Source organism: Polyangium jinanense (genome assembly GCF_028435265.1).
GTDB classification, from domain to species: Bacteria; Myxococcota_A; Polyangia; order Polyangiales; family Polyangiaceae; genus Polyangium; species Polyangium jinanense.
The window spans coordinates 142,275-167,962 of the sequence record NZ_JAGTJK010000006.1 but is presented as its reverse complement, the minus strand read 5'-3'; the positions used below and the strand labels follow the sequence as shown (position 1 = coordinate 167,962).

At 65.6% G+C, this 25,688-nt stretch carries 25 protein-coding genes; 14 read left to right on the top strand and 11 right to left on the bottom strand.

From position 1 onward, the window contains the following. Positions 1 to 108 precede the first annotated feature (108 nt). Positions 109 to 1,413 carry a glycoside hydrolase 5 family protein gene (locus tag KEG38_RS15690; protein ID WP_272420266.1) on the bottom strand — a complete coding sequence of 435 codons (1,305 nt, stop codon included), beginning with the start codon at positions 1,411 to 1,413 and terminating at the stop codon, positions 109 to 111. A 220-nt stretch (positions 1,414 to 1,633) separates the two neighbouring features. Between KEG38_RS15690 and KEG38_RS15685 the strand changes: the two genes are divergently transcribed. From KEG38_RS15685 to KEG38_RS15670, 4 genes are all read left to right on the top strand, one after another. Next, the gene (locus tag KEG38_RS15685) at positions 1,634 to 2,473 is read left to right on the top strand and encodes a hypothetical protein (RefSeq protein ID WP_272420265.1); all 840 of its coding nucleotides are present in this window, start codon (positions 1,634 to 1,636) and stop codon (positions 2,471 to 2,473) included. A gap of 87 nt (positions 2,474 to 2,560) precedes the next feature. Further along, a complete protein-coding gene (locus tag KEG38_RS15680) occupies positions 2,561 to 3,478 on the top strand; it encodes a helix-turn-helix domain-containing protein (protein ID WP_272420264.1) in 918 nt (305 codons plus the stop codon). A gap of 14 nt (positions 3,479 to 3,492) precedes the next feature. Beyond that, entirely contained in the window at positions 3,493 to 4,236 is a 744-nt protein-coding gene (locus KEG38_RS15675) for an alpha/beta fold hydrolase (protein WP_272420263.1), read from the top strand. Between the two features lie 256 nt (positions 4,237 to 4,492). Further along, positions 4,493 to 5,632 (top strand): PAS domain-containing protein, encoded by a 1,140-nt coding sequence (locus KEG38_RS15670; protein ID WP_272420262.1) that lies wholly within the window; start codon positions 4,493 to 4,495, stop codon positions 5,630 to 5,632. A gap of 21 nt (positions 5,633 to 5,653) precedes the next feature. Here KEG38_RS15670 and KEG38_RS15665 read toward each other — a convergent pair whose 3' ends face one another. From KEG38_RS15665 to KEG38_RS15655, 3 genes are read right to left on the bottom strand one after another with little or no spacing between them, the layout of a single operon-like run. Next, positions 5,654 to 7,012, bottom strand: a complete 1,359-nt coding sequence (locus tag KEG38_RS15665; protein WP_272420261.1) for a cytochrome P450 — start codon at positions 7,010 to 7,012, stop codon at positions 5,654 to 5,656. 17 nt (positions 7,013 to 7,029) lie between these two features. Continuing rightward, positions 7,030 to 7,932, bottom strand: coding sequence for a UbiA family prenyltransferase (locus tag KEG38_RS15660; RefSeq protein WP_272420260.1), 903 nt, complete (start codon positions 7,930 to 7,932; stop codon positions 7,030 to 7,032). A 25-nt stretch (positions 7,933 to 7,957) separates the two neighbouring features. Further along, the gene (locus tag KEG38_RS15655) at positions 7,958 to 8,869 is read right to left on the bottom strand and encodes a polyprenyl synthetase family protein (RefSeq protein ID WP_272420259.1); all 912 of its coding nucleotides are present in this window, start codon (positions 8,867 to 8,869) and stop codon (positions 7,958 to 7,960) included. Positions 8,870 to 9,174: 305 nt separating this feature from the next. Here KEG38_RS15655 and KEG38_RS15650 point away from each other — a divergent pair, with 305 nt between their 5' ends. Further along, the gene (locus tag KEG38_RS15650; RefSeq protein ID WP_272420258.1) at positions 9,175 to 9,663 is read left to right on the top strand and encodes a hypothetical protein; all 489 of its coding nucleotides are present in this window, start codon (positions 9,175 to 9,177) and stop codon (positions 9,661 to 9,663) included. A 5-nt stretch (positions 9,664 to 9,668) separates the two neighbouring features. Here the strand turns inward: KEG38_RS15650 and KEG38_RS15645 are convergent, their stop codons facing one another. Next, entirely contained in the window at positions 9,669 to 10,670 is a 1,002-nt protein-coding gene (locus KEG38_RS15645; RefSeq protein ID WP_272420257.1) for an amidohydrolase family protein, read from the bottom strand. Positions 10,671 to 10,850: 180 nt separating this feature from the next. On the opposite strand from KEG38_RS15645, the gene KEG38_RS15640 reads away from it, so the two are divergent. Together KEG38_RS15640 and KEG38_RS15635 are read left to right on the top strand one after the other, a co-directional pair. Then, positions 10,851 to 11,531, top strand: a complete 681-nt coding sequence (locus KEG38_RS15640; protein ID WP_272420256.1) for a hypothetical protein — start codon at positions 10,851 to 10,853, stop codon at positions 11,529 to 11,531. Between the two features lie 81 nt (positions 11,532 to 11,612). After that, on the top strand, positions 11,613 to 12,131 hold the full coding sequence (locus KEG38_RS15635) for a GNAT family N-acetyltransferase (RefSeq protein WP_272420255.1): 519 nt from the start codon (positions 11,613 to 11,615) through the stop codon (positions 12,129 to 12,131). 16 nt (positions 12,132 to 12,147) lie between these two features. Here the strand turns inward: KEG38_RS15635 and KEG38_RS15630 are convergent, their stop codons facing one another. Then, positions 12,148 to 13,314, bottom strand: a complete 1,167-nt coding sequence (locus KEG38_RS15630; RefSeq protein ID WP_272420254.1) for a hypothetical protein — start codon at positions 13,312 to 13,314, stop codon at positions 12,148 to 12,150. Positions 13,315 to 13,668: 354 nt separating this feature from the next. On the opposite strand from KEG38_RS15630, the gene KEG38_RS15625 reads away from it, so the two are divergent. From KEG38_RS15625 to KEG38_RS15605, 5 genes are all read left to right on the top strand, one after another. After that, a complete protein-coding gene (locus KEG38_RS15625; RefSeq protein ID WP_272420253.1) occupies positions 13,669 to 14,439 on the top strand; it encodes a hypothetical protein in 771 nt (256 codons plus the stop codon). Positions 14,440 to 14,469: 30 nt separating this feature from the next. Beyond that, a complete protein-coding gene (locus KEG38_RS15620) occupies positions 14,470 to 14,772 on the top strand; it encodes a S24/S26 family peptidase (RefSeq protein WP_272420252.1) in 303 nt (100 codons plus the stop codon). Positions 14,773 to 14,887: 115 nt separating this feature from the next. Further along, entirely contained in the window at positions 14,888 to 15,775 is an 888-nt protein-coding gene (locus KEG38_RS15615) for a UbiA family prenyltransferase (RefSeq protein ID WP_272420251.1), read from the top strand. A 4-nt stretch (positions 15,776 to 15,779) separates the two neighbouring features. Further along, positions 15,780 to 16,772 (top strand): alpha/beta hydrolase family protein, encoded by a 993-nt coding sequence (locus KEG38_RS15610; protein ID WP_272420250.1) that lies wholly within the window; start codon positions 15,780 to 15,782, stop codon positions 16,770 to 16,772. 8 nt (positions 16,773 to 16,780) lie between these two features. Beyond that, positions 16,781 to 17,920, top strand: coding sequence for an MGDG synthase family glycosyltransferase (locus KEG38_RS15605; RefSeq protein ID WP_272420249.1), 1,140 nt, complete (start codon positions 16,781 to 16,783; stop codon positions 17,918 to 17,920). 16 nt (positions 17,921 to 17,936) lie between these two features. Here KEG38_RS15605 and KEG38_RS15600 read toward each other — a convergent pair whose 3' ends face one another. Further along, the gene (locus KEG38_RS15600) at positions 17,937 to 19,304 is read right to left on the bottom strand and encodes an alpha/beta fold hydrolase (protein WP_272420248.1); all 1,368 of its coding nucleotides are present in this window, start codon (positions 19,302 to 19,304) and stop codon (positions 17,937 to 17,939) included. 381 nt (positions 19,305 to 19,685) lie between these two features. Between KEG38_RS15600 and KEG38_RS15595 the strand changes: the two genes are divergently transcribed. Then, complete coding sequence (locus KEG38_RS15595; RefSeq protein WP_272420247.1) at positions 19,686 to 21,140, top strand: thrombospondin type 3 repeat-containing protein; 1,455 nt, start codon at positions 19,686 to 19,688, stop codon at positions 21,138 to 21,140. Between the two features lie 37 nt (positions 21,141 to 21,177). Here KEG38_RS15595 and KEG38_RS15590 read toward each other — a convergent pair whose 3' ends face one another. The 4 genes from KEG38_RS15590 to KEG38_RS15575 form a co-directional block, all read right to left on the bottom strand. Further along, positions 21,178 to 22,086, bottom strand: a complete 909-nt coding sequence (locus tag KEG38_RS15590) for a monooxygenase (RefSeq protein ID WP_272420246.1) — start codon at positions 22,084 to 22,086, stop codon at positions 21,178 to 21,180. A gap of 81 nt (positions 22,087 to 22,167) precedes the next feature. Further along, positions 22,168 to 23,172: a WD40 repeat domain-containing protein gene (locus KEG38_RS15585; protein ID WP_272420245.1), complete on the bottom strand. Its 1,005-nt coding sequence runs from the start codon at positions 23,170 to 23,172 to the stop codon at positions 22,168 to 22,170. 83 nt (positions 23,173 to 23,255) lie between these two features. Further along, positions 23,256 to 23,690: a hypothetical protein gene (locus KEG38_RS15580; RefSeq protein ID WP_272420244.1), complete on the bottom strand. Its 435-nt coding sequence runs from the start codon at positions 23,688 to 23,690 to the stop codon at positions 23,256 to 23,258. 90 nt (positions 23,691 to 23,780) lie between these two features. Next, positions 23,781 to 24,725: a LysR family transcriptional regulator gene (locus tag KEG38_RS15575; protein ID WP_272420243.1), complete on the bottom strand. Its 945-nt coding sequence runs from the start codon at positions 24,723 to 24,725 to the stop codon at positions 23,781 to 23,783. Between the two features lie 101 nt (positions 24,726 to 24,826). On the opposite strand from KEG38_RS15575, the gene KEG38_RS15570 reads away from it, so the two are divergent. Beyond that, positions 24,827 to 25,675: an oxidoreductase gene (locus KEG38_RS15570; protein WP_272420242.1), complete on the top strand. Its 849-nt coding sequence runs from the start codon at positions 24,827 to 24,829 to the stop codon at positions 25,673 to 25,675. Positions 25,676 to 25,688 lie beyond the last annotated feature (13 nt).

Sequence of the window (25,688 nt, the reverse complement as noted above, 5' to 3'; positions counted from 1 at the left end):
CGAATGTACGACCTTGGCTGGGTGCGTATCAAGAGGTCACGCGCAAGGGGGCCCACGTTCGTTCGTCAGCAGAACGGGATCACGCGGATGCGTCATGGGATTGACATGTCAGGGCGTTGACCTCGAAGACGCGGCGATTTTCCGCGCATACTCCGCGATCACGCGCAAGGTGGTGTCATCCGTGTCGTAAACGCCGTACCAACCTTGCGCTTCGTGTGGCGGATCGCCGGTGAACGGGTCGTTCTTTTGCCAATGGCCCCCGGGGACGCGTGGACGGCCTTCTCCGGACCAGGCCCAGAAATTCACGCCGCCCACGGGCTCGCCCGTGCGCACGGCATCGAGCACCACGTCGAACACGGCGCGGTAATATCGATCGCGCGCGGTCGTGGTGGCGGCGGGATCATGGCTGCCGGCGTCCCGCGGGAACCCGAATTCCTCGACGACGAGGGGTTTGCCGAGACGTCGCGCTTGCTCGATGTGGCGCCGGAGATAGGACTTCATTTCACGCACGGCGGCCTCGTGGGTCTTGGGCCGCGCAGGGTCGTACCATCCCCAGTTTTGCGCCCACACGTGGGCCGTGACGTAATCGATCGAGGAGAACCGATGGTTCGCGACGACGTCGAGTCCGCTTTCACGTGGCCAGGGTGTCTCGCCCTCGGAACCGGTGGTCACGAGGTGCCGGGAATCGAGGGATTCGAAGAGCTCCGACGTGCGCTCGATCCACGACTGGAAGGCCTTGACGTTCGTCCCGCCGCGCGGCTCGTTCGCGAGCTCCCAGGCCATGATCGTCGGGTCGTCCGCGTACCGCACGCCGGTGTATCGATTCGTTCGCTGGAGCAGCATCCGCACGAAATCGTGGAATGCTTCCACGGCAGCAGGATTCGAGTAAAACGCCGCGGTATACGCCTGATAGGCCGACCAGCTTCCTCCGGGCTCGGGCGGGGGATACGGAATCGGTCCTGCGCCGATCCAGCGCAGGTATTGCGCCATGCCGCCGGACCAGGGCCAGAAATTGTTCAGACAAACCACGGCGACCATGCCGCGCGTCTTCATCTCCTTCAGCAGAAAATCCAGGCCGAGGAGGATCTCCTCGCGGTATTCACGCGGCGAGGGCTGGAGCACGGGAAGGATCCGCCACGGCGCGGACTCCGGCCCTTCGGTCGCCGCGAGGATACGCAGGTTCGTGATGCCGAGGGCCGCGAGACGATCGAGCTCCCGCGCGAGCCTGCCCGGGTTTCCCGAAGGTCCCTCGGCCCCGAGGTTCATGCCATACCAGAAATTCGCGCCGAGGAACGTGTACGGCTTGCCGTCGCGCTGGAAGCGGCCCTCGGCCACGCGCACGAAGCCCGAGGCGGACGTGGTTTCCGCGTGCAGCGTCATGGCGCAAGCGAGCATCGGCCCGAAGTACCTCATGAGTCCGCCCCCTGTTCAAGATGATACGCAAGCGGCCGTCGTCGAGGCGTGCCCGTGTTGGAAGACACGAGCTCGGACGAACGTGTAGAATCGAGCTCCCTTGGACATGCACACACCACGGATCCTGAGTTGCCTCCTTTTCTGCATCGCCGCATGCGCAAGCCCATCCAGGCCGCCCGAGCCCGCCAAGGGCGCGTCGCACGCGCCCACGAGCGCCCCGGTGGTTCCCACGGCCGCGCCGACGAGCGCACCGGCCGCGAAGGTTACGATCGCGCCCGCGGGGCCTCCGTCGGTGGGGCTCGACGATGCGCCGGGGAAACGCGAGCGCGCGCGCAAGGCCGTGATCCTTTTCGGCACGAGCGCCGAGGGCTCCGAAGAGCTTCGTTTCGTGCCCGTCGTGTGCTCCCTCGACGGCAAACTCGAGACCGGAAAGGCGTGTGGCCTCGCCATGCCGGCGACGGCGCGCGTGCGGACGACGCGGACCGATACGAACGCGCCTGCCATCCTCACGGTCACGGGATCCACGCGGGATTTCCACGACGAGGCCGGCGGCCGGGATTACGTCGCCCCGACGGGGCCGGCGTGCTGCATGTACAATACGTGCGTCGAGGAGACGATTCCTTATTTTGCGAAAGGAAAACTCGTCGCGCCGTCGCGGATCCTCGCGGTCTGGCCCGAGACGGCCGACGTCGATTTGAAGCCGCAGCCCGCCGGCGCCGACGGCGTCGAGCTCGCCCTTGACCCCTGGGTCGGCAGAGCCGACGAACGGGGCGTACGGATCGATCAAGCCGTGCGCGCAGGCCATCCGCGCCTCGTCGCGACGCGCGGCCCGTGCGGAAGCTGCGGCGCGCTCTGGGTCGACCGTGGAGGCGGCTTTGGGATCGTCGACCAGGAGAGCAGTGGTGCCGACGGCTTCGATATCCTGGCCACGAGCGACATCGACGGCGACGGACACCCCGAGGCCATCGTGTACGAGATATGGCGCAACGATTACGGCCTCCACGTGCTCGGCAACGACTGGTCGAAGCTCGCCTATCGCTTCAATTGCGGAAACATTTGACGGCCCGTGCGAACCCGCTCACCGCGCGCACCGTGAGCGTCTTTCCTGCTTGACTCTCCAGCAGGGGGAGACCTCAGAGTGGCCGCGATGCCGAAGAGGGAGGCGCTCACCATCGGGGAGCTGTCGCGGCGGACGGGGATCCCCGTCAAGACGCTCCGATTTTACTCGGACGAAGGGCTCTTGCCGCCGGCGGGGCGATCACGCGCCAATTACCGCCTTTACGACGAGGAACAGGTCGTTCGTGTCGAGCTCGTGCGTACGCTCCGGGAAGCGGGGGTCGACCTCGCCACGATCCGCAAGGTGCTCGCGCGAAACCTGTCGCTCGAAGACGCGCTCCGCCTGCGGCTCGCCGCGGTCGAAGCCCATGTGGCCTCACTCTCGCGCATCGCCGCCGCGCTCCGCGCCGCGCTTCGCACAGAGCCCACCGAAAAGGACCTACGGAGGTTGTGGACCGTGACTCGACTCTCGAACGAAGAACGCAAGGCGGTCATCACCCGCTTTTACGATCAGGTTGCCGACGGCGTGCCCGTGGACGGCGAATGGATGCGAGGGATGATCGAGGCGAGCTCTCCAAAACTGCCGGACGATGCCACGCCCGCGCAGCTCGAAGCGTGGATCGAGCTCGCCGAGATCCTCGCCGATCCGACGTTCGTTGCGAACATGCGCGTGATGGCGGCCGTGACGTGGAACGAAGAGATCGACCACGCGGCCCTTCTTCGCGCGCAAAGCGAGGCCGTCGCGGCCGCGCGCGAGGCGCGGGGGCGAGGCGTGGATCCGCATTCCGCCGAGGCGCTCGCGATCGCCGAGCGGTTTGTCTGGGCCGCCGCGTCCGCGAACGGCAGGGAGCTCGACGACGCCTTCGCGGAACAGCTGAGAAAGACGCAGGATCCGCGCGCGCTGCGCTACTGGGAGCTCGTCTCCGCGATGACGGGCGAGCCCCTCTCGCCCGCGTACGAGGACGGGCGCTGGCTCGGGGCCGCGATCGCGAGGTTCCTCGAACGCTGAAGGGAGGAGCGAGCATGTCACGTCGTCTGCCAGCCATTCATTACGAGACGTACGGCCAGGGCATACCATTGCTCCTCGGCTTCCCGATCATGGCGTCCGCCTGGCAAGGGGATCCCGAGCGCGCGATCCTGAAGGGATATCTCGACCGCTTGACCGGTCGATATCGGGTCCTGGTCGTGGATTATCCGAGCCTCGGCCCCGATATCGGCAAGAGCGAGCCGATCCCCGCGAAGGAGCTTTCGGCCGAGCGCGTCTGCTCCGATTTGCTTGTGGTCGCGGACGAGGTCGGGTTCGACCGGTTCGTGTTCTGGGGCTACTCGTGGGGCGGGGTCGTCGGGCTGCAGCTCGCGTCGCGGACCGATCGCGTCTCCACGCTGGTTTGCGGTGGCTGGCCTCCGCTCGGCGCCCCTTACGCGGAGATGCTCGCCATCACGCGCATGATGGCGGCTGCCCCCGACGTTCCCGTCCGCGTCGAGCAATTCGTCACGTTTTACGAGAGCATTCAGGGGTGGCCCGAAGCCGAGGCCGTCGCTCGTATCTCGTGCCCGCGGATGGCGTTCGTCGGCGCGGCGGATGAAATGAACTATCCCGGTGGGATTGCGCTGCGGCTCGCGCAGACGGTGAAGGAGCGGCGCCCAGAGCTCGAGCGCCTCGGGTGGCACGTGCTCGAGGTTCCCGGGCGCGATCACGGGCTCTACACGGATCCGGCGACCGTCGTTCCCCTCGTCAGGGAGTTTCTCGATCCCGTGTGCGGATGAGCTCCGCGCGGTGCGCGCGATACACACATGGGCTCGCGGTTCAAGGAAATTCGACCTCCTCGCGTGTCGTGTGCTCCGCGATCTCGGCTTCACACCTGGTCAGTCGGGTCGCCACATTGCATCAAGACTCACACGAGAAGCCTGTCCACAGCTTCCCTCCTCACACGCCGGCGTACAGTCGGGCGCATGCGTTTTCCTTCTGGCGGGCGCTGGCGAGCTGTGATGGGATCTGGTTGTCTGGCTTTCTCGGTGAGGCATGCAAACCATTGACGATCCGGAACGATTGCAGGAGTTCTTCCGTGAGCACCCGGACGCGCTGATCGTCGCGAGCCGAGAAGGGCATTGCCTTCACGTCAACGACGCGGCCACGAGCGCGCTGGGCGGCGACGTCAGACCGGAGACATTGCTTTCCGAGCGCGTGCACCCGGGGGATTACGGGCATTTTCTGTCGGAGTGGGCAGCGCTCCTCGCGAGCGGGACGCCGTCCGCGTTCACGGTGATGTTCGGCCGCAAGGGCGCGAAGGCGCGGGCATTCGTCCTCCACGCGCGCCGTGCGTCCACCGGCGACAGAGTCCACGTGTCGTTGCGGCCCAAGGAGGCGGAGAGTGACGGGGAGCTGTCCTCCGTGCGCCGTCGCGAGCAGGTGCTGCGCGTCGTCCTCGACAATCTCCCCATCCTGGTCTGGGCCACGGATAAAGACGGCACGTGCACCTATGCCGACGGCAAAGGCCTGGAGTTCTCCAGCATCCGGCCCGAGGACCTCATCGGCAGCAACGCCCTCACGCTGTACCCGCCGGAGGCCACAACCGGCTTGAGGATGGCCCTCGAAGGGACAATGACCCGCCACGTCAGCGACGACAATGGCCAGTACTGGGACAACCGAGACATTCCCGTGCAGGACGAGGACGGGAACGTGATTGGGACCGTGGGCATGTCGCTCAACATCACCGAGCTGCAGCAGGCCAAGGCCGAGCTCGAGGCGAAGCTCGCGCTCATCGAGCGGCAGCAAGAGGTGATCCGGAACCTGGAGACCCCTATCATCCAGGTCTGGGATCACGTGCTCACCCTGCCCATGGTGGGCGTCGTCGACAGCCGCCGCGCCTCGCGGGTCATGGATGACGTGCTCGGCGCCGTCAATCGCACGTCCGCGCGGTTCGCCATTCTCGATCTGACGGGCGTGGACGTCATTGATACGGCCACGGCGAGCCACCTCTTCTCCATCATCGGGGCCGTCCGCCTGCTCGGCGCCGAGGGGATCATCTCCGGCATCCGGCCGAACGTCGCGCAGACCATGGTCAGCATGGGCGTCGACCTATCGAGCGTCATCACGCTGTCGAGCCTGCGCGACGCGCTCGCATTGTGCATGCGCCGGATGCGGGAAAACGGGCGGAGGTAGCAGAATCCTGCACCCCGGCGATCAAGCGGCCGCCGCCACGGTTTTCCGCGCGATGACCCTCACCTTTACACCCGGAGGCGGCCGCAGCGCGAGGTTTCCACGTGGCGCGAGCGACTGCCCCGGCAGGAGCGACACCCGATAGCGCTGCGCCACGGTCGCCAGCGTGAGCACCGCCTCCGTCGTGGCAAAAGCGCCGCCGATGCATACTCGTGGTCCGATCCCGAAAGGAATGTAGGTCCCACGGGCGATGTGCTTGTCGGCCCCCGGTCGGAAGCGCTCGGGGCGGAAGCGCTCGGGCTCGGGGAAAAAACGCCCATCCCGGTGCAGCACGTACGGCGAGATGAAGATCATGCTTCCCTTCGGGATCGTGTAGCCTCCGAGGGTGATGTCCTCGTGCGGCTCGCGGGGCGAGAGCAACCACCCTGCCGGATAGAGGCGCAGCGTCTCTTTCACGATCATCGTCGTATAGACGAGCTGGGGGAGGTCCTCGGCCGTTGGCGGGCGACCGCCGAGCACACGATCGAGCTCCGTCCAGAGCTCGGCCTCCACGTCCGGATGTTGCGAAAGCAGGATCCAGGCCCATACCAGCGTGAATGCTGTGGTCTCGTGACCCGCGGAGAACATCGTTATGAGGTGATCACGGAGTTCGTCGTGTGTCACTCCCCCGCGCGCTTCGCCGTGGGCGAGCATCAGCATCGACAGGAGATCCCCCCTGTCCTGCCCGGACCTCCGCCAGTCCGCCACGAACTTCATCACGATGGAATCGAGCTCGCGGATAGCCTCCCGCTTGCGGCGGTTGCGCTGCGTCGGCAGCCACATGGGGATGGGTATCGCCAGGTCGAACTCCGTGCTGAGCAGCTCGATGATGGATGTCATGGCCGCCGCGGCGCGCGCCACGATGTCGGTGGCATCCGCGTTGAACAGCGCCAAGCAGACGTTCTGAATGGTCATCTTCAGCATCTCCGCGTCGATCGCGTACTCGTCGCCCGACCGCCATCCGGCCATCCCTTGGAGCGCCTGCTCGACGAAGATCCGAGCATAGCTGTCGAGGCGCCGCGGGTGGAACGCGGGCTGCGCCATCCGGCGCTGGCGGTGATGCTCCTCCCCGTTGGAGATGAGCATGCCATTGCCGAAAAACGGTGATATGATCTTGTTTTGCAATCGGTCCTTCGGCAGAACGTCCGCGCGCTCGATGAGGACGTCGCGGATGTGATCGGGGTGGTTCAAGAGATACGCGTCGATGGGTCCCAGTCGGAAATGAGCGATGTCGCCATGGGTCCTGGCGGCGTGCAGCATGAAGGCGAGCTTGTTCTTGCGGATTTGAAGGACGTTGCCCAGGAGGGGCATTCCTTTGGGCCCAGGAGGATACGCGGTTTTCATGGTGTACCTCGAAATCTTCAGAGAACGACGACGGCGGTGGTGAGGAGCAGGCAATACCAGCCCGTGAAGAGGAGATAGGTGATGTGATCTTCCCGCGGCGTGCGGCAAAGAACGACGCGGATTGCGATGACGAGCGCCGCGGCCCCGAGGACGGCATCCGAGGCCCAGACAGACCCTCGCGCGCCCGCGGGCTGCATCAGCGTGACATGAACGGCAATCGGCAACAGGCCGAAACACACGGCGAGCAGGATCCGCGTCGCGCGCTCGCCGAAGACGAGCGGGAACGTGCGCCGACCGGAGGCGTGATCCCCGTCCATATCGCGCAGGTCCTGCACGGAGACCAGCGGGAAAATCGCGGCCGCGGGCAAGAGGATCCACCTCCACGCGAGCGGCGAGAGGGGCGTGACCATTTGCCATGCCGCGGCGAGCTGGACGAGGATCCCGAGCGACATGCAAAGGTTTTTGACGACCCAGCTCCGCGCGCCGAGCACGACGTTGTGCACGAGAATGATGAGTTGCCAGCCGAGCGCATACTCGACCACCCCGAGCCACGCACCGGCGAGGGTGAACAACGCCATCACCACGGCCCAGCGTCGCCACGCTCCGCGCACCGACACGAGCCCTCTCACAAGCGGCCGGTGCGGCTTGTTGCGCCGGTCCTCTTCGAGCCCCGTGGCCTGGTTGGCGAGGCAGAAGGCATAGATATAGAGGAAGAAGTAAAGCAGGCTGCGAGCGATCGCACCCGGCAGCCGCGCAGGATCCGCGCCTGTCGTTTTCCACGCCGCCAGCGTGAACAGGAACGCCGGGATCACCGCCGAGGACAGGTCGCCCGCGACGAAGGACCAGAAGAGCGACAGTTCGCGCGCGAAGGGGTTTGGCACGGCGCGCGCGGGCCGCACATCGGAAGGGAGGACGCTCATGGTCGAAGCTCCGCGATTGCCAGACTTATCGGAGGCTTTGGAGAAGCGATTCTGCCAGGGCCACGAGCGGCGTCGCGCGATCGCCGAAGACGGCAAGGTCGCTCCTCGCGTCCGCGATCAAGACCTCCGCGAGGCGGCGGGATTCCCCGAGCCCAAGCACGCGCGGATAGGTCGCCTTGCCGGCGGACGCGTCGTTTCCGACGCACTTGCCGAGCGCCTCGCGGGTCGACGTGACGTCGAGGATATCGTCGACGATCTGGAAGGCGAGCCCGAGCCGCTGCGCATATCGGCGCAGGCGGGCCTTCATGGGTGCGTCCGCGCCGCCGAGGATCGCCCCCGAGAGCACGGAGGCCTCGAGGAGCGCACCCGTCTTGCGGGTATGAATGTCCTGCAGCACCTCCATGCCGACGTCGGATTTGCCTTCGTTCGCGAGGTCCTTCACCTGGCCGCCGGCGAGCCCGCGCGGTCCTGCGGCTCGGCCGAGCTCGGCGACGACCGCGAGCGTCCGTTTAGCTGGGATGGAGGTGGTGTGGCGGGCGATGAGCTCGAACGAATGGGCGAGCAGGCTGTCGCCGGCGAGAATGGCGAGCGCCTCCCCATACATCTTGTGGTTCGTGAGGCGGCCGCGCCTGTAATCCCCGTCGTCCATCGCCGGCAGGTCGTCGTGGATGAGCGACATCGTATGGATCATCTCGATGGCGCACGCCGTGGGCAGGGCGATCTCGGCCCGCGCGCCGGCGAGCTCGCAAGCTGCGAGACAAAGGATGGGGCGCAGCCGTTTGCCGCCGGCGAGCAGGGAATAGCGCATTGCCTCGTAGAGAGCACGAGGCTCTTCGAGGGCCAAAAACTTCTCCAGCGTCGCGTCGATCCTCGCGCGACGGATGCTCAGGTACGTTCCCAGATCGAAAGAACGATCTGGCTCGACATTCATCGTCATTGTGGCCTCCTGAAGACGGAGCGAGCCCCTCCGCGCGTGCCGGAACGCGCGACAATGGCCTCACGCGGGCGCTCCGGCACATGCCCGGAGAGACCGAGTCGCGCGAGACTCCGCCACAGATATGGATGTTGTCCCTGACTCGTCCGCGCACACCGCGCGGACGATCCAAACCTCACGATAGACGAGAACCCCGACGACCCCGCAAGCCCCCCCTACGAGCTTGGTTCGTTCCGGGTTCTTTCCGGCGCTCGCGTGAGCAACTCACGCGAGCGTTACTACGTACCACGGACAGACGGTGTCATGCCATGGACGGTTTCGTCAGAAACTTGCTTCGTCGTCGCCGCAACGGTGACGGTTCCGTTTCGTTGTGTTGGTCCGGCTCATGTGGTGGATTGAGCCGGCGGTTCCCATCCATTTGCAAATTTGTTCTCGAAGCGCATCCGCGTCCTGCCATGAACTACGACGACTTCATTCGAACGCGCCGCTACGTCGAAGACGCGCGAGCTGTGCTCCCCTGGTGGGAGGAATCCTGGGAGCCGTTGCTGCGGCGCGTCTGCGAACGCCGAGCGTGGTCGTATCCGGACGTGATCGGGGCCTATGTCTACGGCCTTCCCGACGAGCCGCTCGTGATCTTCGACGCGAAACATACGGCCGGTCGATGGCTCCTCGATCTGGAGGATTCGGATCTGTTTGGCGACGACCTGGACGCGCTCGAGCGGTCCCTGTTCGAGTGGGCGGGTGAACCTTACGATGAGGAAGAGTGGCAGAGGTTCGTCGCGTCGTGGCGGGGGTGAGGCCGTCACCGCACGCAGCGACCGAGCCACCGCCGCGCGTTCTCGCCGAGGATTTTTTGCAGCAATGCCGCAGGCAGCGCCTGTCCTCGATAAGGTGCCGGTGACAGGCCTCCCAGCGGGTTTTGCCGCCAGAAGGTGAAGCTCTCGTCGCGCAAGAGGCCGAGGTTCGCGCTCACCTGCATGTCCCATTCGTCCTGCCAGGTCGGTCCCGCGCGGACCGTCACGAGGTCGCTGCCGAAAAGAAAGCGCTTCGGTGTCTTTTCGAGGATCTTCCGGAGCCGGTCGTGCTCCTTTTCGAGATAGGTAAAACCCTGCGCGGCGGCGTCGCTGGAGCCGTGGCTCGTGTCGAAGAGCAGCGACGGGAATGCATCGCGGATGGCTTCGAATCGGTCGAGGTCCGTTCGGCTCCCGCATAGGTGCGGGCATACCGCGCGTAACTTCGGGAAGGCGCGCAGGACTCCCTCGAGCTCGCCGCGGAAGCGCACCGTATTGACGTGCACGAGGACGGGGACGCCGCGCTCTTCCATGCGCGCGAAGAGCGGACGGTGCGCGGGATCGTCGAGCGGCCGCTCGTGGAACGCGTGATGCCCGTCGTAAAGCTTGACGCCGCACGCGCCGCGGGCGAGCAGGGCATCGAGGGTTTCGGGCTGGTCGTGGGCGAGATCGAGTGTCACGAATGGGATGAGCCGCGTCGGATGCGCCGCAGCCGCCGCGAGCACCACCTCGTTGCCGCGTTGATATCCGGCGAGCCCCTTGCCGCCGCGCCCGGCCGTCGCATCCGGGGTCGCGAGAACCACGGCGCGTTTGACGCCCTTCCGATCGAGCAGACCGAGAAGCGCGGGGACGGCCTCCATATCGGTCAGGTGGACGTGTGCGTCGAGGATCGTGCCGTCGTCCGGGGCAGGCGTGGTCGAGGCGGCGGGTGGAGGTGGGTTTTCACTGCGGCATGCGGAAAGCGCGGTCACGAGGAGCAGGGCGAGCGCGCAGGGGCCGCGGCGGGCGTGCATGAGATTCGACGGTAGCGGGGTTTTCGACTGGACCACAAGGGGCAAGGCGGGAGCGCCTCGTGAAAAGCGCCACGTCAGATCGGAGCAGGATTTGATCACGTCACGTGTTCTCGTGCAGGGAGGTTTCCGTTACCGTGTTTCCGGGTCCTCCGAGGATGGGGGACCCGAAGGAAGACGAAGATGCAATCGCAAAGAAAATTTACACTGTCGTGCCTGCTCGCCATGGGCGCCGTCGGCGTCGCGGCCTGCTCGGTCGCGCCGGCGCCGGAGCGTATCGAAGACGTGGGGAGCAACGAGCTCGTGGTGGCGGGGCCGGGCGTCGGGGTCTGTAACCAGAGCGATCCCTACGAGAAGAACAACAAGCAGGCGACCGCCACGGGCCTGAATTATAGCTGGATCTATTTCGAGCCGGCGAACCCCGACTACTGGTGGTCCGTGGACACCGGCGGCGCATATACGGGCGCGTCTGCGTCGATCTGCAAGAACGACGAGGACTGGTACTTCGTGTCGACCTCGAATTTGCCCTACGCGCCGGGCTGGCTCTCGATCCGCGCGAAGGCGGCCGGCGCCTCGCATTGCCCGATGCAGGTGTACGAGGAAGACGGCGAGACCTGGACGTCGGGCTACGATCCGCCCGCGGGGCCCGAGAACACGATCCAGATCGACGTCTACAGCGCCGGCACGTTGCAGCTCGTGGCCTCGGCGCAGAGCAACATCGGTCGCATCTTCCTCGACACCTACAACGGGCCGCTGGATCAGGACCTGTACCTGCGCGTTCATGGGCCGAAGGAGGCCCATTACGGCTACGAGCTCTCCGTCGCGGTGCAGACCGACGCGTTCGAGGACGAGTGCGAGTCCTGAGCCACATCGACGTTCGCCACGTCGAACGTCTCCGTGCTTCTCGCTTGCCCTGACTTCGCGAAACGATCATAAAGCGGCATCATGAACGGCGCGCTGGTAACGACCGAACGGCTCACCCTCCGCAAACTGACGCTGGCAGACGCGCCGTTCATCTTCCGCCTGGTCAACGACCCTGACTTCCTCGTGTACATCGGTGATCGGGGCGTGCGGGCGCTCGAGGACGCCGAGGCGTACATCCGCAACGGGCCGATCGGAAGTTACGAACGGCACGGGTACGGCCTCTGGGGCGTCGCCCTGAAGGAAACGGGGGAGCTGATCGGCATGTCGGGGCTCTTGAAGCGCGAGCAGTATGCCGATGTCGATATCGGTTATGCGTTTCTGCCGGAGTTCCGCGGCGGCGGGTATGCCTTCGAATCGGGATCGGCAGTGCTCGGGCTCGCGAGCGAGGTGTTCGCGCTTCGCAGGGTGATCGCGCTCGTCGCGCCGGCGAACGCCGCCTCGATCGGCCTCCTGAAGAAGCTCGGTTTCACCCGTTCGGCAATGCAGGCCGTGGACCCGGACAACACGGTGATCTACGAGCGAAGCCTCGGCGGCGACTGAGGATTCCGGAGTGGCTTCATTCGCCGGTTTGGCGAGTTGCACGCTTTGCTTGCTCGGCCAGCGCTCGTACAGCTTCTCCGGACAGGAGCACGTACACCGGCGTTTTCGGATCCCGGTATACGTTCAACGCAATGGCCGTACCCTGTTTGCCCGCCATGACGATCAGGTCCAGAGGCCGCATCGCAGCGATGCCGAACGACCCCGGTGGCCGTTGAAGGTCGGCGGCCATCCAATGGAGCGAGCGCAGATCGGGAAACGCGGGCAGCGCCGGCCCCACATCGGGAAACGAGCGCAGCTCGAGCGAGCGATTCTTCGGAGCGCCCACGAGGAGCAGAGGGATCGGGCGGACGAGGAGCTCCCGGTAAAGCTTCTGCAGCGCTTCCTCGCTGCCGCGCGCCGCATCGACCTCGAGGAGCAGGCTGGAGAGCCGCGGAGCCCGCACCACCGGCTCGAGGTCGGGGCTCGCGGCGGGCGAGCCGATGCGTTTCGCCAGGTAATCACGCTCCTCCTCTTCCAGACGCTCGATGCGCGGCTTGTCGTTCGCGGCCTCCGCGCGATCTTTCTCCGCGTTCACGGCTCGGATGTACGCGTCCACCGGCCCCTCGACCGTCGCGTACGGCTGTCCTCCGAGCGCCGAGAGGATCATGCCTTCCGGGCGGTGCACCTCTACGACAATGGTGCGCTGCTCGCTTTCGGGGCGCATCACCGGGATGCCGAGGTTCCCGAGGAGCCCGACGAACGCGCGTGCCTGGGGGAAATCGTCGTCGACGACGTACACCCATTGCGGGACCCGCGGCTCCCGCTGTCTGCCAATGCGATAGAAATGCCGGAGCAACACCTGCAAGCGCGCGGGGGCCTCGGTCCACGCCTTCGCGCTGCCCTGATGGAATGTCCACACGACCGGACACTCGGTGGGCGAGACCTGAGGCTCGGCAGGTGCGAAGAGATCCGAGAGCCGAAAAGCCCCGGGGCCGTCGGCCAGGAGAGCCCGGGATGGTTCGTCGCGCAGCGCGTTTTTTACGGCGTGAGAGAGCTCGTCGAGCTCACGGACGGGATCGTCGCTGGCCGTGCCGAGGTTGGCGAGCCAGACTCCTCCGTCGGAGCGAACCAGGCAGGGCTCCGGCGAAGCGCCGAACAGCTTGAGCTGATGCCCCTCGGGCACGACGACCCGTGCTGGTTCCATGGCCGCGGCGCGTGCGTCCCCGGCCGGCTGCGGCGAAGGCCGAGCCGGCTCCTTCTTTCGCCAACGATCGAACCACCCCATCGCTCGATGCTACCATCCTGGGAGATCGCCTGACAATCTCGAACGAGTCCCTCCGGTTGCTCGCACGGCAAAACCTGGATAGGATGCGGGACACGATGTCGAAGGCTCTTCAACGAGGGCGCATCGCATGACCGACGCCAAGATCCAAGAGCGCCTCGTGACGATTCGCGCGAAGCTCGATCGCCTCGACGCCAACCTCGATCCAAAATCGATCGCGCGGCTTTGCGCACCGGCTTAGCGATTGGCGCGCTGGGTAGTGGAATGGGAACGTACGTGGCAGTCCTCCTCGGCGACGAAGCACAGAGGGCCTCCTGGCCAGAGAGCTTCCTCAGCCGGCTGCGCGAATGGGGGATCCGGCTCGTGCCCCTCGCGGAAGGGCGTTTCATGCTCTCCACGTTCAGCAATTCAACCTATGGTGCAGTCGAGTTCCTCGGCCCCGAGGCTGGGGGCGCACGTTTTTCGGGGGAAATTTGGGCGACGATGCCCTCGCCGTGCCCGTTCCTCGACGACCTCGCGATCTTGGGATTCGTCGCGTGGGAGGAGTGGGAATCCGATCCTGCCGCGCGCCAGGAATGGCTCATCCCTCTGGTGAAGGAGGGAAAAGGCTTCATTGCCGAGCCCGGCACCGGCCGATACCGAAGCGCTGTGATCGAGCTTCGCGCCAGCGCCACCGGACTGCTCAGCAAGTACGGCTTCGAAGATGGGGACATCTTTCTCACGCGCGACGAGAACGGGCGGAAGGGCTACCGGGGGGCGCTCTGCCGCGATATGGAGCGGACGCTGGCCGCCCACGGCCTCCATACCTACGTCGGTGGGCCGGAGGTCACTTGCCACAACCTCTGCCGGAGCTATCACGGCTTCTTCCTCGACGCCGCCCGCACGATTCCTCTCGAAGACGAGGACGAGATCTACAGGCGGCTCTCGGACATCACGGTCCAATTTTGGGGCTACGACTTCACCATCGAGGACGATCCCATGTTCAAGGACGATGACGAGGACGAAGAGGCTCGCTCGACGCCGCTGCCCGAAACAGTCGAAGGCTAGGAGCGCCTTCGCGAACCGAGGATACGAGCCATGGGTTGGGCTACTGGATACATCATCAAACTTCGCGCCGGGCAGGTCGTCTCCTTTCGCCCGCGGGGCAACTCCATGTCACCGCGGATCGAGTCCGGCCAGCTCTGCACCGTGGAGCCCGTCGACCCACGCGACATTCGCCCCGGCGACATCGTCCTGTGCAAGGTCCGCGGCACCGAATATCTGCACTTCGTCAAGAGTGTCCAGGATGGGCGTTTCCAGATCGGGAACAACCGCGGGCACATCAATGGGTGGATCGGCCACAATGCCATTTTCGGGCGGCTCGTGAAGGTCGAGCCCTGAGGCGGAGCGGCGGGTGGGTCGTGGAGGGGTGGCTTGCACGGGCCGCCCACGAATGAGCTTGACAAGAGCACGCCCGACCGCTTACTCCCCGCCCCGGCTTCAGGGACGTTCCTTCATGAACCAGTTCGCAACAGGCACCAGGCCATTCCTGGGCACCCTTCGTTTGAGCCGCGTCGAGGAATTTTACGGCAACACCATTGCCCTCGTCGCGCTCGGGACCATCTTCAATCCTCGACTCTCGGCAGGCGACATCGTCCTGCTCTTCACCGGCAATCTTCTGCTCACCATCTTCGCCTTTGCCATCAACGACGTCGAGGACGCCGAGGACGACAGCAAGGATTCGCAGAAGGTCGTTCGCAACCCGATCTGCGCCCATCTGCTCACGCCTGGACAGGCGCTCGCGCTGAGCTGGCTCTCCGCGTTCGCCGGCCTCGCGCTCCTTTGGCCCTTTGGGGCGCGCGTGGTCCTCCTGGGCGCGTTGAACGTGGCTCTCGGATTCCTGTATTCGTACCGGAGAATTCGGCTCAAGGCCGTGCCCTTCGTCGATCTCGTTTCCCACGGCCTCTTTTTGGGTACGCTTCAATTTCTCACCGTCGCGTACGCCCGCGCCCCCGAGCTCCCTCCTTCGGCCGCACTCGGCGCCGTCTTCATCTGCACCATCTCCATGGCGGGCGACCTGTGGAACGAGATCCGCGATTTCGAGGTCGACCGGGAGACGGGCATCCGCAACACCGCCTCGTTGTTCGACGTCCGGCGCATCGAGCCCATTCTGCCTCACCTCTTCGTCTGGCCCTCGATGGGCGTAGCGTCGCTCGTGCTTCTGAGCCTCTCGGGAACACAAAGGCTCATCGTCGGGCTCGCCGTGGCAGTGCTTTGTCTGGTCTTCGTGCTCCTGCCTTCGAGCCTGAAGAAGCGAATGGTGACCGATCAGGCGCAATGGCTCGCAGCGCTCGCGGGCCTCTTGCTCCTCGTGATATGCCGCGTCACCTCCGCGGCGCCGTAGAACCATGCGGATCCATTGGCTGGATGCTCTCTTTGCCCGGGTCGTCTTGTCGCGATCCCCGCGGTATTTTTCCGATGGGTGGGGGCCCCTTTCGGAGCTCGAGGTGCTCCTCGAGCCGCCTCGGACGCCGGCCGACCTCCACGACCTGACGCTCGGGCCCGCGCGTCGCGAGGGACCGCTTTTCGTGCAGGAGGGGCGCTTCGAGAGCCCCGCGGCGAGAGAGTCCATGCCTCCCGCTTGCCATGAGGCGCGCTTTCAGCTCGTGCTGCCCGCCGGCACCGGCGCGCGTCCAGCCGTGTGCCTTTTGCTTTCCGCCTCGGGAGACGAAGGGTTTGGCCAGCGCCGCTCGCTCGCGAAGGATCTCGCGCGGCACGGGATCGGGGCGCTGCTGCTCGAAAACCCTTATTACGGCGCGCGTCGACCGCCGGGGCAACGGGGCGTCGCGGTGCGTACGGTCATCGATTTGTTGCTCATGTTTCGTGCGGCCGCCATCGAGTCACTTGCCCTTCTGCAATGGCTTCGCGCGCGAGGCCACGACCGCCTCGGGATTTCGGGATTCAGCATGGGGGGCAGCCTCGCCGCCTACACCGCTGCACTCTCGAAAGAGCCCCTCGCCGTGATCCCTGTCGCCGCCGCGCATGCCGTGGCTCCCATTTTCGAAGCGGGCGTGCTTTCCGATATGGCCGACTGGAGGGCCCTGGGGTCGAACGTCGGTGCTTCCCCCGCCATTCGCAGGCGTCTCTGTGACGTCCTCGCGCCGGCGTCCATCACCGCGCTGCCTCCGCCCCCCGTCCTCCGCAGCGCCATTCTCCTTGCCGCGCGGGAGGACGGCTTCGTCCCACCGAGCTCCACCGAGCGCCTCGCCGAGCATTGGCGAGGCGCCGAGGTGCGTCACGTACCCGGTGGACATGTCAGCGCCTCGCTCACCCAGCGCAAAGCCATCGTCCGCGCCGTATGGGATGCATTCTCGCGGCTTGCGCCGAGCGCCGTCGCATGACGAGCGCCATGAAAAAGATCCTGCTTCTCCACGCGTCCGCCGGCGCTGGCCATCGAAAGGCCGCCGAGGCCATCGACCGCGGCCTCCGGAAGCGCGGGTTTGCTCCAACGATCGCTGATGCGCTCGCATATACGAACCCGGTTTTCCGACGAGCGTACGTCCGCGGCTACGACCGCATGGTCCGAGAGCACCCGAAGCTCTGGGCCACGTTGTTCGATCTCACCGACACGCCTTCTCTGCGCCCGATGATCCAGGGCGTTCGCCGCCTGGGCCACGCGCTGAGCACCCGACCGCTGGTGAAATGGGTGGAGGAAAACCAGTTCGATACGATCGTCTCCACGCACTTCTTGTCGACCGAGGTCGTGGGGGACCTGCGCCTGCGGGGAGCGATTGGCGCGCGGCTCGTGACGGTCGTGACAGATTACGACGTGCACACGATCTGGCTCTCGAAAGGCGTCGACCTCTATCTCGTCGCATCGGAGTCCACGAGGAGAAAGATGCTCGCGCTCGGCGTCGAACCCGAAAAAGTCGCCGTGACGGGCATCCCTGTCGACGAGACGTTCGTGATTCCGCGCGACCGAGCGAGCACGCGTCGCCGGCTGGGACTCGATGCGGACAGGTTCACCCTCCTCCTGTCGACGAGCTCGTTCGGATTCGAGCCCATCGAGCAGCTCGCCGCGCTTTTGCAGGATTTTCAGATCATCGTCATCTGCGGGCAGAACGAGGCGCTGTACCGCCGCATGTGCGCCAATCGTTGGCCTCTGCACGCGATCCACCGCTTCGTTCACAACATGGATGAAATGGTCGCGGCCTCCGATGTCGTGATCACCAAGCCTGGAGGCCTCACCATTGCCGAGGCGCTGGCGAGTCGGGTTCCGCTGGTCTTCTTCAGCGCGATTCCTGGGCAAGAGGAGCGCAACGTGCGCGTCCTCGGCGAGCATGGAATCGGTTCGTCCCCGGGGAGCCTCCAGGCAATTGCCTCCGAGATCAGGCGCCTTTCATCTTGCCCGGCCGCACTGCGCGAGGCCCGCAGCCGGACGGCGGCGCTCGCTCGCCCCGATTCCGTGGCAGCCATCATCGAGCATCTCGTCGGCACGTCCGGCGGGGCCCTGGCCACGGAAGCGGGCATTCAGGGGTGCACGCTCTGAGCGCAGGGACGCGCTCTCAATGCGCGAGCAGCCACTGCGAGAGCGGCTCCCACGCGAGCGCAGGCGCGTCCTTGGCGTAGAGCAGGTCGCCATGGCCGAAGTCTTCGGGCTCGCTGTCCGCCGGGAGGCGGCGGACGACATGCGTGGTGACGTCGGTGGAGCCGACGACCGTGGTCGTGTAAAGGCCGTGATCACCAAAACCGCCGGCGGCGCCGAGGTAGAAGAGCGGGACCGTGATATCGGCGAGGTGGTCGTCGAGCGGCAGAGGCGCCTCGCCGCACCAAAGCGCATCCCGATCGGCGGCCTCCACGAGCGATTGGTGCGGCGGGGAATGCGCGAGCCAATCGTTGATCAGCGCCTCGGGCGCATAACGAAGCTCGCTCGGCGCGCCGTCCGTGAAGACGCCTGCGATGAGGTGGTATTTCGGCTTGGGCTCGTAGAACAGGTACGTCTGCGTCACGAAGCCGAGAAACACCTCATGGTTCGAATAGCCGTCGTAGAACGGCGACGGGTCCGCGGGGGCGGAGGCAGCGAGCTCGGCGACGGGCTGGAAGAAAGCGCTGTTGTCGCTATCCACCACGCCCTGCGCGACCAGGTCTCGCTCCTCTGCGGCAGCGTCGCAGGCCACTTGCCTGCTGACCTCGTCCTCGGGGGCCACCTTCGCATAGATGTCGATGGGGACGATGCCTTTGATGTGTTGCTGCGCCGGCGGTTTCTGTGTCTCCTCGGCGGCATAGAGATAGGTGATCTGCGCGCCGCTGCTGAATCCGCCCAGGAACAAGGGATCTTGGCCCGCGCCGGTCAGGCCGCGGAGCGAGCGCGCGAAGAGCAGCGCGCGCCCCGTGTCCGAGACCGCTTGCACGACCCCCATCTCGGCGAAGTCGGAGAAATCGGCGCCGTCCTTGGGCGCCGTGGTCCAGCGTCGATCGAGGCCCCATACATCGATCCCGCGTCGGGCCAGATAGACGGCGAGATCCTGGTCGGGCGCTGCGGCGGCGCTCGTCAGCGAGGGCGCGAAATTCGTGTCGAACGTCGCGAAGTCGCCGTGCAGTAGCAGAATCGCGTGGGCCTCGGGGCGCGCTCGCCAGGGGGCGTCCTCGCGCACGATCCGGTGCACGCGGATGCGCGCATTGGGAGTATCCCCTACCTTCACCAGGAAACTGTAATGGTAAACATCCTCGGTGATCGGCTCGCGCTCCAATCCGGTCACCTGCGCCTCGACGGCCGACGCCGACGTCCCCGCGGCGTCTCGCAGCACCTCCTCGTCGTCCTGCACCGGCACCGGCACCGGCACCGTCTCCGTCGTGCATCCACTCGCCGTGACAACCAACCATCCCAGCACGACCGGCATGCGCAGCGCGCCGAGAGCATTCGTTCTTTTCATCTGCGTTCTCCTTGCCCGATGCGCCCAAGCACATTGCATGCCGGAGGCTTTGGAAGGCATGGCCATGTACTTGTTATCGGAAGTACTCGGCAGTTTGCGCAAATTTGCGCGAACTGCGCGTGCTCGATTCGGGCAGCAAAGCCCGCGAGTGTGCTGCAATGCTGGCGATCTTTCGTTGGGGGCGAGATTCGTGCGGTTCGAGACCAAGACGGATCGGGAGTAACTCGAGCCGCGCATCTTGCACGAGGCGGCGCCCGCACCGAGGAAGCTCTGCAACGAGAACGTGTGTCGGCAAGGTGACGCACCGCAGCAGACGGACGGACTCTACAAATTTTTCAAATTTCCAAAGTGCCTGGCGCAGATCGGCGATATGCTGGGGCCATGCGTCCTTGGTATGCGACAGTATTTTTCGCGTTTGCTGCCGTGAGCTGCGGCGGTACCGGCCTCGAAACCCCCGTGCCGCACTTCGACCCTCCCAGCGCCACCACCCTTCCGGCGGTAAACTCGCTCGTCAAGGTGATCAACCTGGACGACGAGCCCGTGATCTGTTTCACCACCGACGGCACTGTGCCAGAGTGGAATGGGGGGAATTGCAAGAACCGGCTCGATACGAGCCGTCAAATTGCAGTGCCCTCGTGCGGATTCAATGTGATCCGTATCGCGTGGTCGAAGGGCACGGACGAGGCCAACTACAAGGTCGAGAGTGAAGAGTGCGACGCGAGCTGCGAGCCGGTGTTGCCGTGGTCGAACGAGGAGCTCGTGCGCGCATTCGCAATCTGGCAAGACGAAACGAAGTGCCTCCTGAACGGTTGCGAGAACCCGTCGGGCACGGGCGACTGGCTCGAGCAGTGCGACTCCGGGAAAGTCGCCTGGGACGTGAGCCTGAGCGGCTTGCGCGCGATCAGCAAGTTTACCTATGACGCCTGCGCTCACGCCGTCACCATCGACGTCGAGGAAGGCGGAATGACCGTCCCGCGGAAGATCAACCTCGTCGTCACGGGCACGCTGATCCAGGACACCGACTTCAGCGGCAATGGCAACGAGGGCGGGACCGTGACGGTGTCAGGCGATTACACGGGCACCGTCACGTCGCGCATCGTGCTCGGCGACAAGAAGCGCAACGGCGGCGCCTTCGACGCCGGATGCACGGCCGATCCGCTGGAGGGGAAGGAATGCGCCCCCGCGGGCGCGAAGATCGCGTACGACTTCCCGAACTGGAGCTGCCATGGCAACATCTGCCCGGTCGCAATCGCGGGCTCCTGCCAGGCGTCCGATTCCGATGGCGACGCCATTCCCGACACCACGGACAATTGTCCCGAGCTGGCGAACACCGATCAGTCCGATGTCGATCACGACGGTGTCGGCGACGTCTGCGACGATCAGTCGAACTTCGTCGTCATTCGATTCAAGGTGGGAGAACGGTGCATGATTCTCGGCGACGGCAAGGTCGAGTCCACGAGCACGTGCGAGCCGACGGATCCCCGGCAGCAATGGGAGATGTTCCCCGACGGCGATGCCTTCGGTTTCCGCAACGTTTCGAATGGGGAGTGCGTGAGCCAGTCCGGCATTCTGGCCGGTCCGTGGACGGTGGTCACCGCCCCGTGCGATGGCACCGACGAGCAGCGGTGGAAGCTCGAGGCCTACGACCAGGGCGGCCTCGATGCGAACTTCCCGATTCGCCTGCACAACGTCGCCGACAACTTCTGCGTGTACACCGATTTGACGGGCGAGGTCTACGGCACGGTAAGCAATTGCGGGCTCGCAGGGACCGAGTCGAACCGGAAGGTCGGGCTGTATTACGGCGGGGCGTTCGACAAGCCTCCGTACCAGCCCTGAAGATCAAGACCTGCGTGCAAGTCGAAATCGCTCGCCCTCAAAATTGGCAGGCGGAGGCGAGCTTCGGGTACCGATAAAGGCCGAGGAAGCACATCTCGTCGTCGGAGCTCGTGCCGAAGCCGAGCGTCTTCGAGGTCGTGTTCATGTACGAGCATTCGTAGTGAATGCGGTCGCCCGCGAGGGCCTGAACCGGCGTGATCGGATAGTTCTTTTGCTCGGTGAAGCTGAACGGGGCGTCGTGGAGGGTGACCTCGCCGGCGCCCGTCTGGTGTGTCACCCGCATATGCGTGCCGTATTTGTGCATGTGGGGCCATACACTCATGAGGGTCGCGTCGCCCGGAAAGGTGCAATCGCCTTGCACGGAACCGGGGCTGTTCGGGGGCACGGAGATGCCGGGCGCGCCGGGCATGATCATCTCGGCTTCCTGCTTGACCTCGGAGGGATCGAGGGTCTTGACGAGCGTGCCCGAGATGCCGGGCAGGGGATCCGTGGTTGTATTGAAAAGGTGAAGGTTCAAGAGGAGCTGTGTCCCCGCCGGAATCTTGAGCGCGACCCCTTCGGGGAAAACCAGGTCATCTGTGCCGACGCCCGAGGCGAAAAGCAAGCTCTGGTCGAGCGTCGGTCCGCAGACGCTTTCGCTGTCCGGCGAACTTCCCGAGGCCCACAAGAGCAGCGTGTGATGCGTCCCCGTCGAGCCGAGGGGGCGGAAGGCATTGATGTAGAGATCCTCGTGGAAGGTCTTGGTCGCGCACCAATAATTCTCGATGCCTCCGCCGATCTCCCACTTCGTGTCGATGAGCGTCGTCCACCCATCCGTGCTGGTGCCCGAGGTCGTTGCCGGTGGGTTTTGTTCCTCCACCACGTGCGCGCCACAGCCGACGAGGCCCGCGCATGCGAGCACCAGCGAACCTACTGCGAGCTGAACTCCGAGCCGTCGTGTCATCATAACGGCCAGTATACTCCCTCACCGTGGATGCGGCGGGAAGAATGGATGCGGGTGGCGAACGCGCGGCCCTGACTCCGCGCGTCAATCCCCCGTTCCCTCGAGCTGCCAGAGCACGAACGTGTCGCCCACGAGTGCCGCGAGGCGGCTTCCCGTGGTCGAGAGCGCGACGTGATACGGCCTTTCGCTGATCCCTACCGAGCAGAGCTCGCTGCCGGACAGGTTATCGTAGATGCAGATGGCACCTCGCTCGTACCCGACGGCGGAGAGTCGTCCGGTTCCGTCGAATGCGATGCGGTTGCTGGTGTTCTCGTCGAGGGCGAGCACGCGCTCGGCGCGCGTCGAGCTCGTATCGTAAAGCCATATCTCGCCAACGTCGCCGGCCATCACGTAATCGCCGCCGGGCGCCAGCAGGAAAGCCTGCGGGCGAAAGGCGCGCCTCCTCGGGGTGTGCACGCGGCTGCGCGTGGATGCGACGTCCCAGACACGAATGAAGCGCTCGTCGAACGCCGCGACCATCGAGCCGTCGTGGTTCAGCGAGATACCCGAGACGATGTCGCGATGTCCCTCGAGCATCGTCGAGCGGCCCGAGGAAGAATCCCAGAGGCGCACGTGGCCAGGGCCAAACCCGGGATTCGGGCGGACCTCGGGACGATTTTCGCCGTAATCGTAAGGCATTCCGGCGTCGTAGATCCGGAGCTCCTCCTCGTATTGCTTGCGCTCCCACGTCAGTGCGCTGCCGCCCGCGGCGACGATCCGCTCGTCTCCCGAGATCGCGAGGCAATTCAGGTAATACGGCGCCTGCGCGAGCTCGACCGAGGTTGTGCTGTGGGAGGTCGAGGTGAACACGCGGCGCTGGCCGTCGGACCAGGCCACGCGACGGCCGAGGCGGGATACGCTGGGGAGCGAGATGCGGGCGAGATCGGTCTCCAGGAGCGCCGTGGAGCGCTTCGTGGACGCGGAATGCAGGCGCAGCGAGCCGCCCGTCCTCGTCACGACGGCGTCGAAGTCGGGGAGAAGGATCGCATCGTCGTGGGCGTGCGCGGGGAGAGGGATGCGGCAGAGCTCGGTGACCTTCGGGGTGCTCATGTTCCTCACCACTGTCGCCGGGACAACAAGTTTGGGCTAAAACGATTCGTAGGGCGTGGACCGCCGAGCCCCCGCGCTGCGCGTCAATCGAAAACAAGCTCCGGGAGCAAGAAGGCGAGCGCCTCGGTCTCGTCGACGAACACGGACGACTTGCCTCTCTCGCGCGTCATGCGCGCGGCCTGGAGCTTGCCCGTGGCACTTGCGACGAGGATCGCCGAGCGTACGAATCCCGAAAGGAGCCGCGCGCCGGCCTCGTTCACGCGCCGCTCCGTCTCGCGATCGGTCGCCATGGGCGCCTCCCGCGAGTCGAGCAGCAGGACGAATTGGGGGCGCATGAGCGGCGGGAAGAACCGGTCGAAAAACGCGAGTAGGTCCGCCGTGGCCTCCTCGTCGAGCGGGATGTCGGTCCGGCGGATTCGCACGAGTTTCCCGCCAGCCTCCCGCAAAACCACGAACTGGCTCGACCGGAAGACCTCGCCTTCCGCGAGCTTTCCCCTGCTGCTGGTGCTGCTCGCCATGACGAACCTTTCCATCGCATACGAAGGCGGGTGTCGGCAAGGGAAGAGCAGCGACGAAACCGGGCTCGATGAAGCGGTGCGTCGGGACGACTACTTCGGCGACGCGCCGTTCGTGGCTTTCCCTTTGGGATGCGTGCGGGGTTCGTCGCGCATGCTCTTCACGATTTCGACGAGGGCCTTCAGCTTGGGCTGCTCCTGCATGCGCGCGGGAAAGTAGAGGCAGAGCCCCGGGCCGGGGGTCACGAAGGGTTCGAGCACACGCTCGAGTCGGCCCTCGGCGACGGCGTCGGCGATCGATTCGTCTGGCACGTACGCGAGCCCGGCACCTTCGAGGGCGAGCGCGACCATGAGCCCGATGTCGTTGACGACGACGTTCCCGGGAACGTCGACCGTCATGGGTTTGCCCTGCCGCTCAAATTCCCATCGATAGACGACGCCGGTCGTGATCATGCGCTGGCGGATTCCCTGATGGCGGAGCAGATCCTCGGGTTTGCGTGGCCGTCCCGCACGCGCGATGTAGCTCGGCGCAGCGACGACCGACCACGCGGATTGTTTCGTCATGGGCACGCGCACCATGTCCTTTTCGACGGCGTTCCCGAGCCGAATGCCGGCGTCGAAGCCGGCTTCCACGATATCGACGAACGCGTCATCGAGCGATATCTCCAAGGAAAGCTCCGGATACAGCTCGCCCATGCGCGTGACGAGCGGCGGGAGCACGACGCCTCCGCTCGTGCGCGGCGCGGTGATGCGCAGCCGCCCCGAAGGACGGCCGCGAAAGTCGCCGAGTGCGGCGATGGCGTCCTCGACTTCCGCGATCGCGGGCTTCAAGCGCGCAAAGAGGTTCGCTCCCGCTTCGGTCAGCGCCACACGCCGCGTGGTGCGCTGGAAGAGCACGACGCCGAGGCGCTGCTCGAGCAGCTTGATCTTCTGGCTCATCGCCGTCGGCGACACGCCCATGCCCGCGGCGGCCGCCGTGAAGCTCTTGTGGTTGGCCACGGCGAGGAACGCGGAGAGCCCGTCGAACGTGTCGTCCATGGGAAGATTATAAACCAGAAGTTCATGACCCATCCACCACTGGCCTGATTTTCTTCACGGTCAGATGGGTCTATGTTCAACGTCGTCGAAAGGAGCTCATCATGACCACGAAGGAAACGAAGCGGGTTTGGTTCATCACGGGGGCGTCGCGTGGGCTCGGCGCGGAGATCACGAGCGCGGCGCTGGCAGCGGGCGACTTCGTCGTCGCGACCGCGCGTGATCCGAAGCGCCTTGTCGAGCGATTCGGGGATTCCGACGCCATGTTGCCCGTCGCGCTCGACGTGACGAGCGAGAGCTCGGTCGCGGCCGCGGTCGAGGCGGCGCTCGCGCGTTTCGGCAGGATCGACGTGCTCGTGAACAATGCGGGCTACGGCTTGATCGGCGCGGTCGAGGAAACCTCCGCCGAGGATGTGCGGCGTCTCTACGAGACGAACGTCTTCGGGCTCCTCACGGTCACCCGCGCCGTGCTGCCGGTGCTCAGGAAACAGCGATCGGGGCACATCCTCAATCTGTCCTCGGTCGGCGGTTACCGGTCAGGTCCCGGCTTCGGCGTCTATTGCTCCACCAAGTTCGCCGTGGAAGGGATCTCGGAGGCGCTGCACGCCGAGCTCGCGCCTCTCGGCATCGCCGTCACGATCCTGGAGCCCGGGTACTTTCGAACGGAGTTCCTGGAGGCGAAGTCGGTGGTCGATACGGATGCGACCATTGCCGACTACGCCGAGACGTCGGGCAAGGTTCGCGAACGCGCGAAATCGGTGAGCCTCCAGCAGCCCGGCGATCCGGCGCGTCTCGCGCGGGTCGTGGTCGAGCTCTCCCGCGCGGCAGAGCCCCCGCTACGGCTGCCGCTCGGCAGTGACACCGTGGCGGCCATCGAGGCGAAGAATGCATTCGTGTCGAAGGAGCTCGATGCGTGGCGCGGCGTTGCGATCTCGACCGACTTCCCGCGCTGAGGCGTCTTGGGCA